Raw genomic sequence first — 15683 nt, forward strand, 5'->3', positions numbered from 1 at the left:
TTTTTTATTCGCCGCGGAACACCGCCGCGCGCTTGTCCAGAAACGCCCGCATGCCCTCCTTCTGATCCCGCGACGCGAACAAGAGCTGGTACGCCTTGCGCTCCAGCATCAGCGCCGTCGCCAACGGCGCGTCGGCGCCGGCCAGCACCACTTCCTTGATCTGCGCCACCGCCAGCGGCGGCAGCGCGGCGATCTGAGTCGCCAATTCCAGCGCCCGCGTCTCCAGCGCCTCGTCCGCCGTCACCTCGCTGACCAGGCCCATCGCCAAGGCCTCCACCGCGCCGATGCGTTCGCCGGTCAACAACAGCTTCATCGCGCGGAACTTGCCCACCGCCCGCAGCAGCCGCTGGGTGCCGCCGGCGCCCGGCATCACCCCCACCTTGACTTCCGGCTGGCCGAACTGGGCGGATTCGGCGGCGACGATGATGTCGGCGTGCATCGCCAGCTCGCAGCCGCCGCCCAAGGCATAGCCGGCCACCGCCGCGATCACCGGCTTGGAACAGTCGGCAATCGCCTGCCATAGCTTGTGCAGCTGGCGCTGCATCAGTTCTATGCTACCGCAGTCGGCCATCTCGGTCAGGTCCGCGCCGGCGGCGAAAGCGCGATGATCGCCGCACAGCAGAATCGCCCTGACGTCGGCCGCGGCGGCCAGCTCCTGGAAACGCCGCGCCAACTCCCGCCGCAGCGCCGTATTCAAGGCATTGAGCGCCTGCGGGCGGTTCAGGCGCAGCCGCGCCACGCCGTCAGCCGGATAATCCAGCAAGATCAGTTCGTCCATCACGCCTCCTCCACCCGCTCCAACACCAGGGCCACGCCCTGGCCGACGCCGACGCACATCGCGCACAGCGCCAGCCTATCTCCGCTGGCCTCCAGCTGACGCAGCGCGGTCAGCGCCAGCCTGGCGCCGGAAGCTCCCAGCGGATGGCCCAGCGCGATCGCGCCGCCGTTGGGGTTGACCCGGGCGTCGTCGTCGGCCAGGCCCAGTTGGCGCATCACCGCCAGCGATTGCGAGGCGAATGCCTCGTTCAGCTCGATCACGTCCATATCCGCCACGCTCAGGCCCAGCCGCCGCAACAGCTTTTCCGCCGCCGACGCCGGCCCCATGCCCATGATGCGCGGCTCCAGCCCCACCGAGCACATGCCCAGAATCCGCGCCCGCGGACGCAGGCCGTGGCGCTTGAGCCCGGCGCCGCTGGCCAGCAGCAGCGCCGCCGCGCCGTCGTTGACGCCGGAGGCGTTGCCGGCGGTGACCGAGCCGTCCGCCACCACGCCCTTGAGCCGCGCCAGCTCCGCCAGCGTGGTGGTCGGCCGCGGGTGTTCGTCCCGGATCACCCGCAGCGGCTCGCCCTTGCGCTGCGGCAGCTCCAAGGCCAGGATCTCCGCGTCGAAGAAACCGCGCTCGCGCGCCGCGGCGTAACGCTGCTGGCTGCGCAGCGCGAAGGCGTCCTGATCGGCGCGGGAAACCTTGAACTGGCGCGCGACGTTTTCCGCGGTTTCCGGCATGGAGTCGATGCCGAACTGACGCTGAAACGCCGGGTTGACGAAGCGCCAGCCTATGGTGCTGTCCTCTATCCGCGCATTGCGCGCGAACGGGCTCTCGGCCTTGCCCAGCACGAAGGGCGCGCGCGACATGCTCTCCACGCCGCCGGCCAGCACCAGTTCGGCTTCGCCTGCGGCGATCGCCCGCGCGGCCAGACCCACCGCGTCCAGTCCGGACGCGCACAGGCGGTTGACCGTGATCGCCGGCGCGGACTGCGGCAGGCCGGCCAGCAAGGCAGCCATCCGCGCCACATTGCGGTTGTCCTCGCCGGCCTGATTGGCGCAGCCCAGAATCACCTCGTCCAGGCAGGACCAGTCCAGCGGATGGCGCCGCATCAGCGCGGCGAGCGGCAGCGCCGCCAGATCGTCGGCGCGCACGCCGGAAAGCGCGCCGCCGTAACGGCCGAACGGGGTGCGAATGCCGTCACAGATATAGGCATGGGGCATGGGAAACCTCCTGGATCAACGGTGTTGGAACTGCGGCGGCCGCTTGTCGAGAAAGGCCTGCATGCCTTCCTTCTGGTCGGCCAGCGAGAAACTGGCGTGAAAGGCGCGCCGTTCGAACAGCAGGCCTTCGGCCAGGCTGGATTCGAAAGCGCGGTTCAAGGACTCCTTGATCAGCATCAGCGCCGGCAGCGAGTAGCCCGCCATCCGCGCGGCCAGCGCCTGCGCCGTCGTCAGCACGTCGGCGTCCGCCACCACCCGCGACACCAGGCCGGCGCGCTCGGCTTCATCGGCGCTATAGAGCTGACCGCTCAAGCACCATTCCATCGCCTTGGCCTTGCCAATGGCGCGCGGCAGCCGCTGGGTGCCGCCCATGCCGGGCAGGGTGCCCAGCTTGACTTCCGGCTGGCCAAAGCGGGCGGACTCGCCGGCGATGATCACGTCGCACATCATCGCCAGCTCGCAGCCGCCGCCTATCGCCAGGCCGCGCACCGCGGCGATTAGCGGCTTGCGCACGCCGCGCGCGCGCTCCCAGTGCCGGCTTACGTAATCGTCGAGAAAGACTTGCTGATAATCCCATTCGGCCATGCGGCCGATGTCGGCGCCGGCGGCGAAGGCCTGCTCGGTGCCGGACAGCAGAATGACGCTGATGTCGGGATCGCCGTCCGCCGCGTCCAGCGCGAACTCCAGCTCCCGCATCAGCTCGGGGCTCAGCGCATTGAGCTGCGCTGGCCGGTGAATTTCCAGGTGGCAGATCCGCTCAGCGCGGCGCTCCCTCAGATGCTCGCTCATGGTCAGTTCCCTCTCCACATCCGTACACCCCGTGAAGAAACAACTGGCTGACTATCCGCGCCATGCCCTGCCGGTCCACCGCGCCGTCCGCGCGGAACCAGGTGAAGGTCCAGTTCATCATGCCGAACAAGGTCATCGTCACCGGTTTGACCTCCGTCGCCGGCAGCTCCGGCCGCAAGCGGGCGATCAGTTCGGCAAAGGCGGACACCACGCCGGCCTGCTTGGCCTTCACCTTCAGCCGGTCCGCCTCGCCCAGGAATTTGACGTCCTGCACCAAGACCATGTGGTAATGGCGCGAGAACGCGTACTCCTCCATGAAGCGCTCGATCAGCAGCCGCAAATGCGCGTCTGCCGGCAGCGCTTGCCGCGCCGCCTCGTCGACGATGCCCACCAACCTATCCACATAGGTGTCGGCGATGTCGAACAGCAGATGCGATTTGTCGCGGTAGTAGTGATACAGCAGCGGCTTGGACATACCGCACAGCTCAGCCAGTTGGGCTATCGAAGCACTGGGAAAACTCTGCTCGGCAAACAGGCGGGCAGCGTTCTCCAGTATGTTTTGTTGCTGCGCCTCGTAATTGGGAGATTTTGTTCTGGCCATATCCGCATATCGGTTGAATGAAAAGACCAGACGCGGCACCAGCGAACCTCCCCGATGACTACGAGCCGCCAGGCAAACCCCGGTCAAACCGGGGCTTGCCAGCGGTTCTAGACAAGCAACCGTCAACGCTCATCAAAACTGAGCACCACTTGCTGGGTCCGTGGACGCGCCTGACAGGCGAGCACGAAGCCTTGTTCCACCTCGGCCGCTTCCAGGGCGAAATTCTTGTCCATGGACACGCGGCCGGACAGCACCTTGGCTCGGCAGGTGCAGCATACCCCACCTTGGCAAGAGTAAGGTAGGTCGACCCCGGCCGCGGTAGCCGCTTCCAGGATGCGCTCGCCGGCGCTCAGTTCCAGTTGGCGCTGCTGTCCGTCGATGATCAGGGTGACGCTGGCCGCCGGATTGTCCTCGGCCGCCGCAGCCGGTTTGGCCGCGCCGCGCCCCGGTACGCCGAAACGTTCGTAATGGATGCGTCCGGCGGCCAGCCCGACGCGTTCCAGGCAGGCGCAGGCCTGATCAATCATATCGTTGGGACCGCAAACGAAGGCTTCGTCCACCGCGCCGTCCGGCAGTAGCGCGGCCAGCGCCCTGTGCAGCCGTTCGCCGTCGAGACGGCCGTGAAACAGCTCCGGCTGCTGCGCTTCGCGGCTGAGGAAGTGATACACCGCCAGGCGCGCCGGATAGCGCGACTTCAGCGCCGCCAGCTCGTCGGCGAACAGAATGCCGCCGCGCCGCCGATTGCCGTACAGCAAGGTGAAACGGCTGTGCGGCTCTCGCCGCAAGGTGGTTTTCAAGGTGGACAGCAAGGGGGTGATGCCGCTGCCGGCGACGATGCCCAGATAGTGCTTGCGCTGCTCCGCCGCCAGCGGCGTGAAAAAGCGCCCCTCCGGCGGCATCGCTTCCACCTCCTGCCCAAGCTGCCAATGCCGGTGGACGTGGCTGGAGAACACGCCGCCCTCCACCCGCTTCACCGCCACCCGTAAAATGCCTTCGTCCACGCCGCAGCACAGCGAATAAGTGCGCCGCTGCTCCACGCCGTCGATATGTTCGCGAAACACCAGGTGCTGGCCCTGGGTGAAGCGGAAGCGCTCCTTAAATTCCGCCGGCGGCTCCAAGGTCAGCGAAATGGCGTCGTCGGTTTCCTGGCGACGTTCGACGACGCGCAGGCGATGGAAAGCTAGTCTCATCCCGGTCTCCTTACTCCGGTCCCTCAGTGGACTCAGATCGGCTTGAAATACTCGAATGGCTCCAGACAGGCCTCGCAGCGGTAGAGCGCCTTGCAGGCGGTGGAGCCGAACTGGCTCAGCCGCCGGCTGCGGACGGAGCCGCATTGCGGACAGGCCGGCGCCGCCGTTTGGAAGCGCAGCGGCTGCCAGTCGTCCTCGGCCGCCCTTGCGCAGGCCGGCGGCGCAATGCCGTAACGGCGCAGCTTTTCGCGGCCGTCGGCGCTGATCCAGTCGCTGCTCCAGGCCGGACTCAGCTGGGTGCGCAACACCACCCGCTCTTCGCCCGCCTGACCCAAGGCCTGCCGCACCGAGGCGGCGATGGCCTCGGTCGCCGGGCAGCCGGAATAAGTGGGGGTCAGCGTGACCTCCAGATCCTCCCCCACCCGCGCCACCTTGCGCACGATGCCCAGATCGCACAGCGACACCGCCGGCACCTCGGGATCCGGCACCTGGTCCAGCACCCGCCAGGCTTGCGCCACGCTCAGCCGCGCGGCGCGCATCACCAGCGCCCTCCGGGATAGGCGCGCTGCAGAAACTGCATCTCCGCCAGCACATGGCCCAAGGATTCGCTGTGTTCGCCGCGCTTGCCTCCGGAACGATATTCGGTGTCCGCCGGGGGCCGCAGCGTGGCTTCCGCCAGCACCGGCAGCATCAGCGCCTCCCATTCCTTCCGCAGAAGAGCCGCTTGCGGCGCGACGCCGTCCAGGCGCCGCTCCAGCGCGTCCTCGTCGAACATCTCGGCCAGATACGGCCACCAATGCGTCAGCGCCCGCTGCATGCGCCGCCGCGATTCGTCGGTGCCGTCGCCCAGCCGCACCACCCATTCCGCCGCGTAGCGCAGGTGGTAGCGGCTTTCCGCCAGCGCCTTGCCGGCGATCGCCGCCAGCCGCGCTTCGCCGCCGCCGCGCAAGGCCCGCCACACAGCCACTTGGTAGGCGCTGAACAGGGCGATGCGCAACACGGTCTGGCCGAAATCGCCGTTGGGCAGCTCCAGCAAGGTCAGGTTGCGGAACGCCGGCGCGTCGCGCAGATAGGCCAGCGCGTCCTCGTCCCGGCCCCGTCCCTCCCATTCGCCGGCCAGACTCAGCAGCAAGCGCGACTGGCCTATCAGATCCAGCGCGATATTGCTCAGCGCGATATCGTCTTCCAACTCCGGCGCGTGGCCGCACCATTCACCCAGGCGCTGGCCCAGCAACAAAGTGTTGTCGCCCAGCCGCAGCGCGTATTCGATCAGGTCCGCCGTCGCCGGCGGCTGCGTTTGCACAGCTATCTGCACAGACATCGCGCACTCCTCACATATGGTTCACGGCTTCCGGCAACTGGAAGAAGGTGGGCAAGCGATAAGTCTTGCTGACCATCGGTTCGAACAGCATCTCGCGTTCGTCCGGCTCGCTGCAGCTCAGCGCCGCGCTGGGCAGCGCCCAGACCGCGCCGGGCGGGAACTCGCCAAAGGCCCGCTCCGCCCGCTCCAAGGCCTGCGATGCCGACGCTGCCAGCAGGCTGGCGACGTGCAGATGATCCAGACCCGGCTTGAGCTGCAGAAACACTTCGTACTGTTGCGACGCCTCGGCCTCCGTCGAAGACGGCGGCTCGCCGTTCTCGCTTAGGCGGGCGCTGGGCGCCACCCACAGGCTGATGCCCTCTTGGCGGCGGAAATAGATGTCTCTGGCCAGCAACAGCGCATGGCGCGCATCGGCGGCGTGCAGGCTGCTGGAGTGCTTGTATTGCAAGGCGTTGCGGCCAAGGACAAAGACCTCGAAACGCGGCCAGGCGTTAGGCTCGGACATGGTGGCTCCTGATCAGGCGGCGGCGCGCGCCGCCTGTTTGTCGGCATAGGCTCGGGCTGCGGCGCGCACCCAGGCCCCCTCTTCATGCGCACGGACGCGCGCGGTCATGCGTTCGCGGTTGCAGGGGCCGTCGCCCGCCAACACCCGCTTGAACTCCGTCCAATCCGGCTCGCCGAAGTCGTAATGACCGCGCGCCTCGTTCCAGACCAGCGCCGGGTCCGGCAGCGTGATGCCCAGCACTTCGGCCTGGGGCACGATGGCGTCGACGAACTTCTGCCGCAAATCGTCATTGGAAATGCGCTTGATGCCCCATTGCATGCTACTGGCGCTGTGCACCGAATCCCGGTCCGGCGGGCCGAACATCATCAGCACCGGCCACCACCAGCGGTTCACCGACTCCTGCACCATGGCCCGCTGCTCCGCGCTGCCGCCCATCATCGTCAGCAGCAGATCGTAGCCCTGGCGCTGGTGAAAGCTTTCTTCCTTGCAGATGCGCACCATGGCGCGGGCGTACGGGCCGTAGGAACAGCGGCACAGCGGAATCTGGTTCATGATCGCCGCGCCGTCCACCAGCCAGCCTATGGTGCCGATGTCGGCCCAGGACAAAGTGGGGTAATTGAAGATGCTGGAGTACTTGGCGCGGCCGGACAGCAAGGTCGCCACCATTTCGTCGCGCGGGCTGCCCAGGGTTTCCGCCGCCGCGTACAGATAAAGGCCGTGCCCGCCCTCGTCCTGCACCTTGGCCAGCAGAATGGCCTTGCGCTTGAGCGTGGGCGCGCGGCCGATCCAGTTGCCTTCCGGCAGCATGCCCACCACTTCGGAATGCGCATGCTGGGAGATCTGCCGCAACAAGGTTTTGCGGTAGGCGAGCGGCATCCAGTCGCGCGCTTCTATCTTGTCCTCCGCCTGCAGCTTGGCGTCGAAGGCCTGCTGCTGAAGCGACGGCTCGGCCGCCGCCGCGGCGATGTCCGGCTGATCCAGGGCTTGGGTGTACATGGCGCATCCTCCTAGGTGAGCATCGCCGGAAGCGGATGTCCGGCGCGCTGAAACAGCATATTAATTAATTTACCGATCGTTCAATTAAAATACAAGCATTAACGCAACCTGCCCCTCGTCGCCTAGTCGCGCGGCCGCTTGTCCACCACCCGCCGCGCCTTGCCCACCGAGCGTTCTATGGTCATCGGCTCCACCACCTGCACTGTGGTCGTCACGCCGACATGGCTCTTGATGCTGTGCTGCAACTGCCGCGCCGCCAGCTGTTTGGCGTCGTCGCGCGCCGGCCCGCTGGGCTCGCGCTCGACGAAGACCGCCAGGCTGTCCAGGTGGCCGTCCTTGTCGACCTCCAGATAGAAGTGCGGCGCCAGCCCCGTTTGCCGCAGAATCACTTCCTCGATCTGGGTGGGGAACACATTGACGCCGCGGATGATCAACATATCGTCGGACCGGCCGACGATCTTGCCGATGCGCCGCATCGAACGGCTGCTGGGCGGCAGCAGCCGGGTCAGGTCGCGGGTGCGGTAGCGGATCACCGGCATCGCTTCCTTGGTCAGCGAGGTCAGCACCAATTCGCCCTCCTCCCCGTCCGGCAGCACTTCGCCGCTGTGCGGATCGATGATTTCCGGGTAGAAGAAATCCTCCCAGATCACCGGGCCGTCCTTGCTTTCCACGCACTCGCTGGCCACGCCCGGCCCCATCACCTCGGACAGGCCGTAAATGTCCACCGCGTCTATGCCGGCGCGGCGCTCGATCTCCTGCCGCATCTGCCCGGTCCACGGCTCGGCGCCGAAGATGCCCACCTGCAAGGAGCAGGCCGCCGCATCCATGCCCCGGCGCTCCATTTCATCGAGGATGTTCAACATATAGGACGGCGTGACCATGATGATGTCCGGGCGGAAATCCTGGATCAGCTGCACCTGGCGCTCGGTCTGACCGCCGGACATCGGCACCACGGTGCAGCCCAGGCGTTCCGCGCCGTAGTGCGCGCCCAGCCCGCCGGTGAACAGGCCGTAACCGTAAGCGATGTGCACCATGCTGCCGCGCCGGCCGCCGGCGGCGCGGATGGAGCGCGCCACCACCGTGGCCCAGGCCTCGATATCGTTGCGGGTGTATCCCACCACCGTGGGCTGGCCGGTGGTGCCGCTGCTGGCGTGGATGCGCGACACCTGGTCTCGCGGCACCGCGAACAGGCCGAACGGGTAGTTGTCGCGCAAATCCGCCTTGCTGGTGAACGGGAAGCGGCTCAGATCCTCCAGCCGCCGCAATTGCCGGGGATGGACGTCGGCTTGCTCGCACTTGGCGCGAAAGGGCGCGACATTGTCGTAAGTGTGTTGCAGCGTCCATTGCAGACGCTGCAGCTGCAAGGCGGACAGTTCGTCGCGGCTGGCGGTTTCCATCGCGTCCAGCTCGCTGGACATAGGGCGGGTGACGGGCATGGTGCTTCTCCTGTGTGGGTTCGGGGCTGGCTCTGCGGCCAATTGCTGCTGGCTGGACAAGACGGCGGGCTTGCGCTCCTTGGACGGGCGTTGAGAAACAAAAAACGGCATGCGGCCTTTTACTCGGCCCGCTCTCCGCTCCGATGCGAGCGGCCGCGCAGCAGGGCCAGGGTTTCGCCGCGCTGATTGCTGATCCGCACATCGTAAAGACCTTGCCGAGCCCCCTGATGCAGGCACTCGGCCTCCGCCAGCAGGCAGTCCCCGCCGCGGGCCGGCAGCAGATACTCCACGCTGACGGCCGCGCCGACCGTCCTCGGCCCCCAGCTATTGCAGGCAACGGCGAAAGCGGTGTCCGCCAGCGCGCACAGCAGGCCGCCGTGACATAGCTGGAAGCCGTTGAGCATGTCGTCGCGCACTCGCATGCGTAGCCGGGCCCGGCCCGGCGCCACGTCCAGCAGCTCCATGCCCAGGCTGGCCGACGCCCGATCCTGGCTCAGCATCGCCAGCGCGCTGTTCTCGGCAAGTTGCCGAGCGGCTTCTGTCTCAGTCATGGAAGCGTCCTCCGGACAAGGCCAGCCGCCGCAGCAGCGGCGAGACGCGATAACGATCGTCGCCGTAGTGCGCGTGCAAAGCGTCCAATGTCTGCGCCAGATAGTCCGTGCCGAGCTTATCGGCCCAGGCCAGCGGACCGCGGGGATAAGCGGCGCCCAGGCACATCGCCTGATCCACGCTGTCCGCCGCGGCCACGCCCTGCCCCACCGCGTCGGCCGCCTCGTTGGCCAGCATCGCCACGGTGCGCAACACCGCCATGCCGGCGGCGTCGTCCATCCGCGACACCAGCAGGCCGGCCGCCTGCAACACGCCCTCCGCCCGCGCCGCCGCCTCCGGCGCGGCCTGGTCCGCCACGGCCAGCGCCAGCCGCGGCGCGCTGGCGTAATCCAGAGCCAGATCGAACACCGCCCAGCCGGCGTGGCCGCTATCCGCGGCGCGGCGGGTGGCACTGCGGCCGTCGGACAGGGCCAGCCGCAAATCATCCCAACTCAGCCAGCCCTGCTCCGGCCCCGGCTCGCGTTCCACACGCACGCCGCCGGCCCGCAAGCGCGCCAGCAAGGGTTCGGCCGCGCCCAAGCCGCCATGCACGCGCAGCGCCGCGGGCGCCGCTTGCGGCGGCGCGGCGTCCGGCGCCGGCAAGGCCTGGCCGTAATCGTAAAAGCCGCGACCGCTCTTGCGGCCCAGGCGGCCGGCCGTGACCAACTCCTGCTGCAGCGGCGACGGCCGGAAACGCGGGTCCTGCTGCATCGCCTGATACACCGACTGCGTCACCGCGAAATTCACGTCATGGCCGATCAGGTCCATCAACTCCAAGGGCCCCATCGCGAAGCCGCCGGCTTCGCGCAGCAAGGCGTCCAATGTGGATGGCTCGCAAGCGCCTTCTTGCAGCAGCCGCAAGGCCTCGGCGTAGAAAGGCCGCGCCACCCGGTTGACGATGAAGCCGGGAGTGGACGCGGCCGGCGCCGGCGTCTTGCCCCAAGCGCGCATCCACTGGCACAGACGCTCCGACAAAGCCGGCGCGGTCTCCAGCCCGCTCACCACTTCCACCAGCCTCATCCGCGTGGCCGGATTGAAGAAATGCAGACCGATCACCCGCTCGGGATGACGCAGACCCGCCGCCAGTGCGGTGATGGACAGAGAGGAGGTGTTGCTGGCCAGAATGGCGGCGGCCGGCAACAGGGCGTCCAACTGACGCAGCAGCGCCTGCTTGGCGTCCAGACGTTCGACGATGGCCTCTATCGCCAAGACGGCGTCGGCCAGCTCCTCCAGACAGGAGGCCGGCCGCAGCCGGCGGCGCGCGGCGTCCAGTTGCGACTGGCTCCATTTGCCGCGCCGGACCAGGCCGGCCCAGTCCGCGGCGATCGCATCCGGCGCCGCCGCCGCAGCAGCCGCGTCCTGATCGTAGAGATAGACCTCATGCCCCGCCGCAGCGGCCACCGCGGCGATGCCGCGCCCCATCGCGCCGGCGCCTATCACCGCCACGCGCTGTTCCTTGTCCGGTTTCATGGTCATCGTCCTCCAAAGCGCGGCGGCCGCTTGCCCAGAAAAGCCGCCACGCCTTCGCGGTAATCGGCGCTGAAGCCCAGCTCCCGCTGCGTGTCGCGCTCCAATTGCAGTTGCCGCTCCAGACTGTTGCCCTCGGCCGCCTGCAGCGCCTGCTTGATCCTCGCGTAGGCCAGCGTCGGCCCGCAGGCCAGTTGCTCGGCAAGCTGCCGCACCGCGGCGGGAAAATCGTCGTCGTCTACGCAGCTCCAGATCAAGCCCCATTGCTCGGCACGCTCGGCCGGCAAGGGCTCGGCCAGCAGCGCCAGCCCCATCGCCCGCGCCTGGCCCAGCAAACGCGGCAGCCAGTAGCTGCCGCCGGCGTCCGGCAGCAGACCGATCTTGCTGAAGGCCTGGATGAAACTCGCCGAGCGGGCGGCGATCACCAGATCGCAAGCCAGGGCGATATTCGCTCCAGCCCCGGCCGCCACGCCGTTGACCGCGGCGATCACCGGCTTAGGCATATCGCGCAGCCGCCGCACCAGCGGCGCGTAGTAAGCCTCGATGGACAAGCCCAGATCCGCCGGCGGCTGTCCCGGCTCCGGCGCCCGGTCGCTCAGATCCTGGCCGGCGCAGAAGGCGCGGCCGGCGCCGGTCAGCACCAGCGCCCGGACCTCGGCGTCGTCGCGCAGGCGGTCCAAGGCCGCCGCCAAGGCCTGGTGCATGGCGGGGTTGAAGCTGTTCAGCCGTTGCGGCCGGTTCAGCGTCACGGTCGCCACTCCGGCCTCCAGATTCACCTCAATACTCGTTTCCGCTGCCTGCATGCTCGCCTCCCCTTTGGGCGCGGCCTTGGCTCACTGGCCAAACCGCCACTTCGGCAAACGCTATCATTGACCGACCGGAAAATCAATTATAAGCTGACCCACATCAATGACAGTGCGCTGAAACTGTTGTTACCGTGCCCGGCTTGCCGCTGACATGGCGCAGGCCGGCCTCTCATCCCTCCGCCCGAGGAGAACGTCCATGTCTCACCCTCTGTTCCAGCAGCATCAAGCCACCTTGGACCAGGCCCTGCAGGCCTTGAGCGAGCGCCAGTACTGGTCCCCGCACCCGGAAATGCCCAGCCCCAGAACTTATGGCGAAACCGCCGCCGCGGACGGCCAGGCGGCGTTTGAGGCTTTATTGCAACAAGACTTCCAGCTGGACGGCCTGCCGGCCGGCCAGGGCTGGGTGGGCAGCGAACGCTCTCCCTATCGCGGCGCTTTGCGCATCCGCTATCCGCGCCATGACGCCGACGCCTTGCTGAACGCCTCCACCGCGGCGCTGCAATCGTGGCGGCAAGCCGGCCCGCAGGCCTGGGTGGGCGTTTGCCTGGAAATCATTCAGCGACTGAACCGCCGCAGCTTCGAGATCGCCCACGCGGTGATGCACACCACCGGCCAGGCCTTCATGATGGCCTTCCAGGCCGGCGGCCCGCATGCGCAGGACCGCGCCTTGGAGGCCGTGACCTACGCCTGGCGCGAGATGTCGGCCATTCCCGGACACTGCCGCTGGAGCAAGCCGCAGGGCAAACATGAACCGCTGGTGCTGGAGAAAAGCTGGAAGGTGATCCCGCGCGGCGTCGGCCTGGTGATAGGCTGCAGCACCTTTCCCACCTGGAACGGCTATCCGGGACTCTTCGCCAGCCTGGCCACCGGCAACAGCGTCATCGTCAAGCCGCATCCCGGCGCGGTGCTGCCGCTGGCCCTGACGGTGCGCATCGCCCGCGAAGTGCTGGCCGAGGCCGGTTTCGATCCCAATACCGTGCTGCTGGCGGCGAACCAGCACGGCGAGCCGCTGGCCAGCCTGTTGGCGCAGCGGCCGGAGGTGAAGCTGATCGACTTCACCGGCAGCAGCGCTCACGGCGAGTGGCTGGAGAGCCAGTGCCGCCACGCTCAGGTCTACACCGAAAAAGCCGGCGTCAACTGCGTGGTGCTGGACTCCACCGCCGATTTCCCCGGCCTGTGCCGCAACCTCGCGCTGTCGCTGGCGCTGTACAGCGGCCAGATGTGCACCGCGCCGCAGAATATTTTCATCCCGGCCGACGGCATCCACACGCCCGAAGGCAAGCTGTCCTACCAGCAAACGGTGGAAGGCCTGTGCGCGGCGCTGGAAGCGCTGTGCGCGGAGCCGGCCAAGGCGGTGGAACTGCTGGGCGCGCTTCAGAACCCCGGCGTGGTCCAAAGGCTGGAGGCGGCGCGCGCGCTGGGCCGGCCGGCGCTGGACAGCCGGAGGCTGAGCCACCCGCAATACCCGGAAGCCGAGGTGCGCACTCCGCTGTTGCGCCAGTTGACGATGGAGGACCGCGCCGTTTACGAGCAGGAACACTTCGGGCCGATCAGCTTCCTGATTCAGACGCCGGACAGCGCCGCCGCGCTGCGCCAGGCGGAAGACAGCATGCGCCGCCACGGCGCCCTGAGCTTCTCGGTCTACAGCACGGACCAGCAGGTGCAGGCGCTGGCCCGACAGGCGGCGGAAAACGCCTGCGTGTCGCTGGCGCTCAATTTCACCGGCGCGGTGATGGTCAATCAGTCCGCCGCCTTCAGCGACTTCCACGGCAGCGGCGGCAATCCGGCGGCCAACGCCAGCTTGTCCGACAGCGCCTTCGTCGCCAACCGCTTCCGCGTGGCGCAAACCCGCAGCTTCGTCTGAGCCCCGGCCCCGGTCTCGGCCGGGGCGCCACCCGCCATCGTCAAAAGCGCGTTTACGATCCGGAAAGCCGGAGCGAGACAAGGCCTTGCCGCGGAAGAACAGGAATGTGCCGGCGATGCGCCGGCGTTCTTGCGCGGCGCTCGCCGGCTAACGCTCCACGCCGCGCAGCTGATCGTAAGCCGCTTGTTAAGGAGCCGCGCCATGAGCCCGCAACAACAGCAAGCGATTCTGAATCATCCCGCCTTTCAACAACTGGCCCGCGGCAAAGCGCGGCTGGGCTGGAGCCTGACCGCCGTCATGCTGCTGCTCTATTACGGCTTCATCCTGGTGCTGGCCTTCGCGCCGCAGTGGCTGGCCCGGCCCATAGGTGCCGGCGTCACCACCGTGGGCATGCCGGTGGGCGTCGCCATCATCCTGGCCGCGTTTGCGCTGACCGGGATTTACGTGCGCCAGGCCAACAAGCGGCTGGACCCGCTGAACGAACAAGTGCTGAAGGAGTGCCAGCCATGAGAATCCCTGTCGCCATGCTGGCGCTGACGCTGGCCGGCCCCGCCTGGGCCCAGTCCGGCGCGCAACGGCCCTTGAACTGGAACGCCATCCTGATGTTCCTGCTGTTTGTGGCGCTGACCCTGTTCATCACCGCTTGGGCCGCCCGTCGCACCCGTTCCGCCTCGGACTTCTATACCGCCGGCGGCGGCGTCACTCCCCTGCAAAACGGCCTGGCCATCGCCGGCGACATGATCTCCGCCGCCTCCTTCCTTGGCATCTCCGCGATGATGTTCAGCAAGGGCTACGACGGCCTGATCTATGCGCTGGGCGTGTTGGCCGGCTGGCCCATCATCATGTTCCTGATCGCCGAGCGGCTGCGCAATCTGGGCCGCTTCACCTTCGCCGACGTGGTGTCCTACCGCTTGAGCCAGACCCCGGTGCGCATCACCGCCGCCTGCGGCACGCTGACGGTGGCGCTGCTCTATCTGGTGGCGCAGATGGTGGGCGCCGGCAAGCTGATCGAACTGCTGTTCGGCGCCAGCTACCTGAGCGCCGTGATCATCGTCGGCGCGCTGATGGTCTTGTACGTGATGTTCGGCGGCATGCTGGCCACCACCTGGGTGCAGATCGTCAAGGCGGTGCTGCTGCTGTCCGCCACCAGCTTCATGGCCTTCATGGTCTGGCGACGCTTCGGCTATAGCAGCGAGGCCGTGTTCGCCGCCGCCGCCGAGCTCCGCGGCCAGGCCATCCTGGCGCCGGGCGGCCTGGTGTCCAATCCGGTGGACGCCGTCTCCCTGGGGCTGGGCATGATGTTCGGCACCGCCGGCCTGCCGCATGTGCTGATGCGCTTCTTCACCGTGGCCGACGCCCGCGCCGCGCGCCAATCCGTGTTCTACGCCACCGGCTTCATCGGTTATTTCTATCTGCTGCTGATCCTGGTGGGCTTTGGCGCCATCCTCATCGTCGGCGGCGACGCCGGCTTTCGCGACGCAGACGGCGGCATTGTCGGCGGCGCCAATATGGTGGCGGTGCACCTGGCCCAGGCGGTGGGCGGCAATCTGTTCCTCGGCCTGGTGTCGGCGGTGGCCTTCGCCACCATTCTCGCCGTGGTGGCCGGCCTGGCCCTGTCGGCCGCGTCGGCGGTGTCCCACGACCTGTACGCGGTGGCGCTGCGCAAAGGCAAGGTGAGCAGCGCCGAGGAAATGCGGGTGTCGCGGCTGGCCACGCTGGTCATCGGACTGCTGGCCATTCTGCTGGGCTTGTTGTTCGAGAAGCAGAACATCGCCTTCCTGTCCGGCCTGGTGCTGGCGATTGCCGCCTCGGTGAATTTCCCGGTGCTGTTCCTGGCGATGTTCTGGCCCCGGCTCACCACCCGCGGCGCGGTGGGCGGCAGCCTGGCCGGCCTGGCGTCCGCCATCGCGCTATTGGCGCTGGGGCCCATGGTATGGGTGGATATCCTGGGCCATCCGCGGCCGATCTTCCCCTACGCCAACCCGGCGCTGTTTTCCATGAGCGCGGCCTTCGCCTGCGCCTGGTTATTGTCGATCTGCGATCGTTCGTCACAGGGCCAATTGGAACGCAGCCGCTTCCCGGCGCAATACATCCGCGCGCTGACCGGACTGGGGACCGGCGCCAAGCCCTGATG

16 protein-coding genes are annotated in these 15683 nt (G+C 67.8%); 3 read left to right on the top strand and 13 right to left on the bottom strand.

Features of this window, described 5'->3' with window-relative positions:
* Positions 1-4: 4 nt before the first annotated feature.
* The 13 genes from AB1Z25_RS19680 to paaG form a co-directional block, all read right to left on the bottom strand.
* A complete protein-coding gene (locus tag AB1Z25_RS19680; protein WP_486635985.1) occupies positions 5-778 on the bottom strand; it encodes an enoyl-CoA hydratase-related protein in 774 nt (257 codons plus the stop codon).
* Positions 778-1986 carry a 3-oxoadipyl-CoA thiolase gene (pcaF, locus tag AB1Z25_RS19685; protein ID WP_486635986.1) on the bottom strand — a complete coding sequence of 403 codons (1209 nt, stop codon included), beginning with the start codon at positions 1984-1986 and terminating at the stop codon, positions 778-780. Before pcaF ends, AB1Z25_RS19680 begins: the two co-directional genes overlap by 1 nt.
* A 15-nt stretch (positions 1987-2001) precedes the next feature.
* Positions 2002-2775, bottom strand: a complete 774-nt coding sequence (locus tag AB1Z25_RS19690; protein WP_486635987.1) for an enoyl-CoA hydratase-related protein — start codon at positions 2773-2775, stop codon at positions 2002-2004.
* Positions 2744-3376 carry a TetR/AcrR family transcriptional regulator gene (locus AB1Z25_RS19695; RefSeq protein ID WP_107800769.1) on the bottom strand — a complete coding sequence of 211 codons (633 nt, stop codon included), beginning with the start codon at positions 3374-3376 and terminating at the stop codon, positions 2744-2746. Before AB1Z25_RS19695 ends, AB1Z25_RS19690 begins: the two co-directional genes overlap by 32 nt.
* 122 nt (positions 3377-3498) lie before the next feature.
* On the bottom strand, positions 3499-4566 hold the full coding sequence (gene paaE / locus AB1Z25_RS19700) for a 1,2-phenylacetyl-CoA epoxidase subunit PaaE (protein WP_486635988.1): 1068 nt from the start codon (positions 4564-4566) through the stop codon (positions 3499-3501).
* 32 nt (positions 4567-4598) lie between these two features.
* Positions 4599-5105 (bottom strand): 1,2-phenylacetyl-CoA epoxidase subunit PaaD, encoded by a 507-nt coding sequence (gene paaD / locus AB1Z25_RS19705; RefSeq protein WP_107800771.1) that lies wholly within the window; start codon positions 5103-5105, stop codon positions 4599-4601.
* Entirely contained in the window at positions 5105-5887 is a 783-nt protein-coding gene (gene paaC, locus AB1Z25_RS19710) for a 1,2-phenylacetyl-CoA epoxidase subunit PaaC (protein WP_486635989.1), read from the bottom strand. Before paaC ends, paaD begins: the two co-directional genes overlap by 1 nt.
* Before the next feature lie 10 nt (positions 5888-5897).
* On the bottom strand, positions 5898-6392 hold the full coding sequence (locus tag AB1Z25_RS19715; RefSeq protein WP_486635990.1) for a hypothetical protein: 495 nt from the start codon (positions 6390-6392) through the stop codon (positions 5898-5900).
* Positions 6393-6404: 12 nt separating this feature from the next.
* Positions 6405-7388 (bottom strand): 1,2-phenylacetyl-CoA epoxidase subunit PaaA, encoded by a 984-nt coding sequence (paaA, locus tag AB1Z25_RS19720; RefSeq protein ID WP_486635991.1) that lies wholly within the window; start codon positions 7386-7388, stop codon positions 6405-6407.
* Positions 7389-7510: 122 nt separating this feature from the next.
* Positions 7511-8824, bottom strand: coding sequence for a phenylacetate--CoA ligase PaaK (paaK, locus tag AB1Z25_RS19725; RefSeq protein ID WP_107800773.1), 1314 nt, complete (start codon positions 8822-8824; stop codon positions 7511-7513).
* A 119-nt stretch (positions 8825-8943) separates the two neighbouring features.
* Positions 8944-9375, bottom strand: a complete 432-nt coding sequence (gene paaI / locus AB1Z25_RS19730) for a hydroxyphenylacetyl-CoA thioesterase PaaI (protein ID WP_107800774.1) — start codon at positions 9373-9375, stop codon at positions 8944-8946.
* Entirely contained in the window at positions 9368-10882 is a 1515-nt protein-coding gene (locus AB1Z25_RS19735; protein ID WP_486635992.1) for a 3-hydroxyacyl-CoA dehydrogenase, read from the bottom strand. The genes paaI and AB1Z25_RS19735 overlap by 8 nt, the downstream gene beginning before the upstream one ends.
* A 2-nt stretch (positions 10883-10884) precedes the next feature.
* Positions 10885-11682, bottom strand: a complete 798-nt coding sequence (gene paaG, locus AB1Z25_RS19740) for a 2-(1,2-epoxy-1,2-dihydrophenyl)acetyl-CoA isomerase PaaG (RefSeq protein ID WP_486635993.1) — start codon at positions 11680-11682, stop codon at positions 10885-10887.
* Positions 11683-11881: 199 nt separating this feature from the next.
* Here paaG and paaN point away from each other — a divergent pair, with 199 nt between their 5' ends.
* From paaN to AB1Z25_RS19755, 3 genes are all read left to right on the top strand, one after another.
* Positions 11882-13549, top strand: a complete 1668-nt coding sequence (gene paaN / locus AB1Z25_RS19745) for a phenylacetic acid degradation protein PaaN (RefSeq protein ID WP_486635994.1) — start codon at positions 11882-11884, stop codon at positions 13547-13549.
* A 201-nt stretch (positions 13550-13750) separates the two neighbouring features.
* A complete protein-coding gene (locus AB1Z25_RS19750) occupies positions 13751-14059 on the top strand; it encodes a DUF485 domain-containing protein (RefSeq protein ID WP_486635995.1) in 309 nt (102 codons plus the stop codon).
* Complete coding sequence (locus AB1Z25_RS19755; protein ID WP_370646569.1) at positions 14056-15681, top strand: cation/acetate symporter; 1626 nt, start codon at positions 14056-14058, stop codon at positions 15679-15681. Before AB1Z25_RS19750 ends, AB1Z25_RS19755 begins: the two co-directional genes overlap by 4 nt.
* The last annotated feature ends 2 nt before the right edge of the window (positions 15682-15683 follow it).

The sequence above is a fragment of the Chromobacterium sp. HL1 genome, from assembly GCF_057418835.1.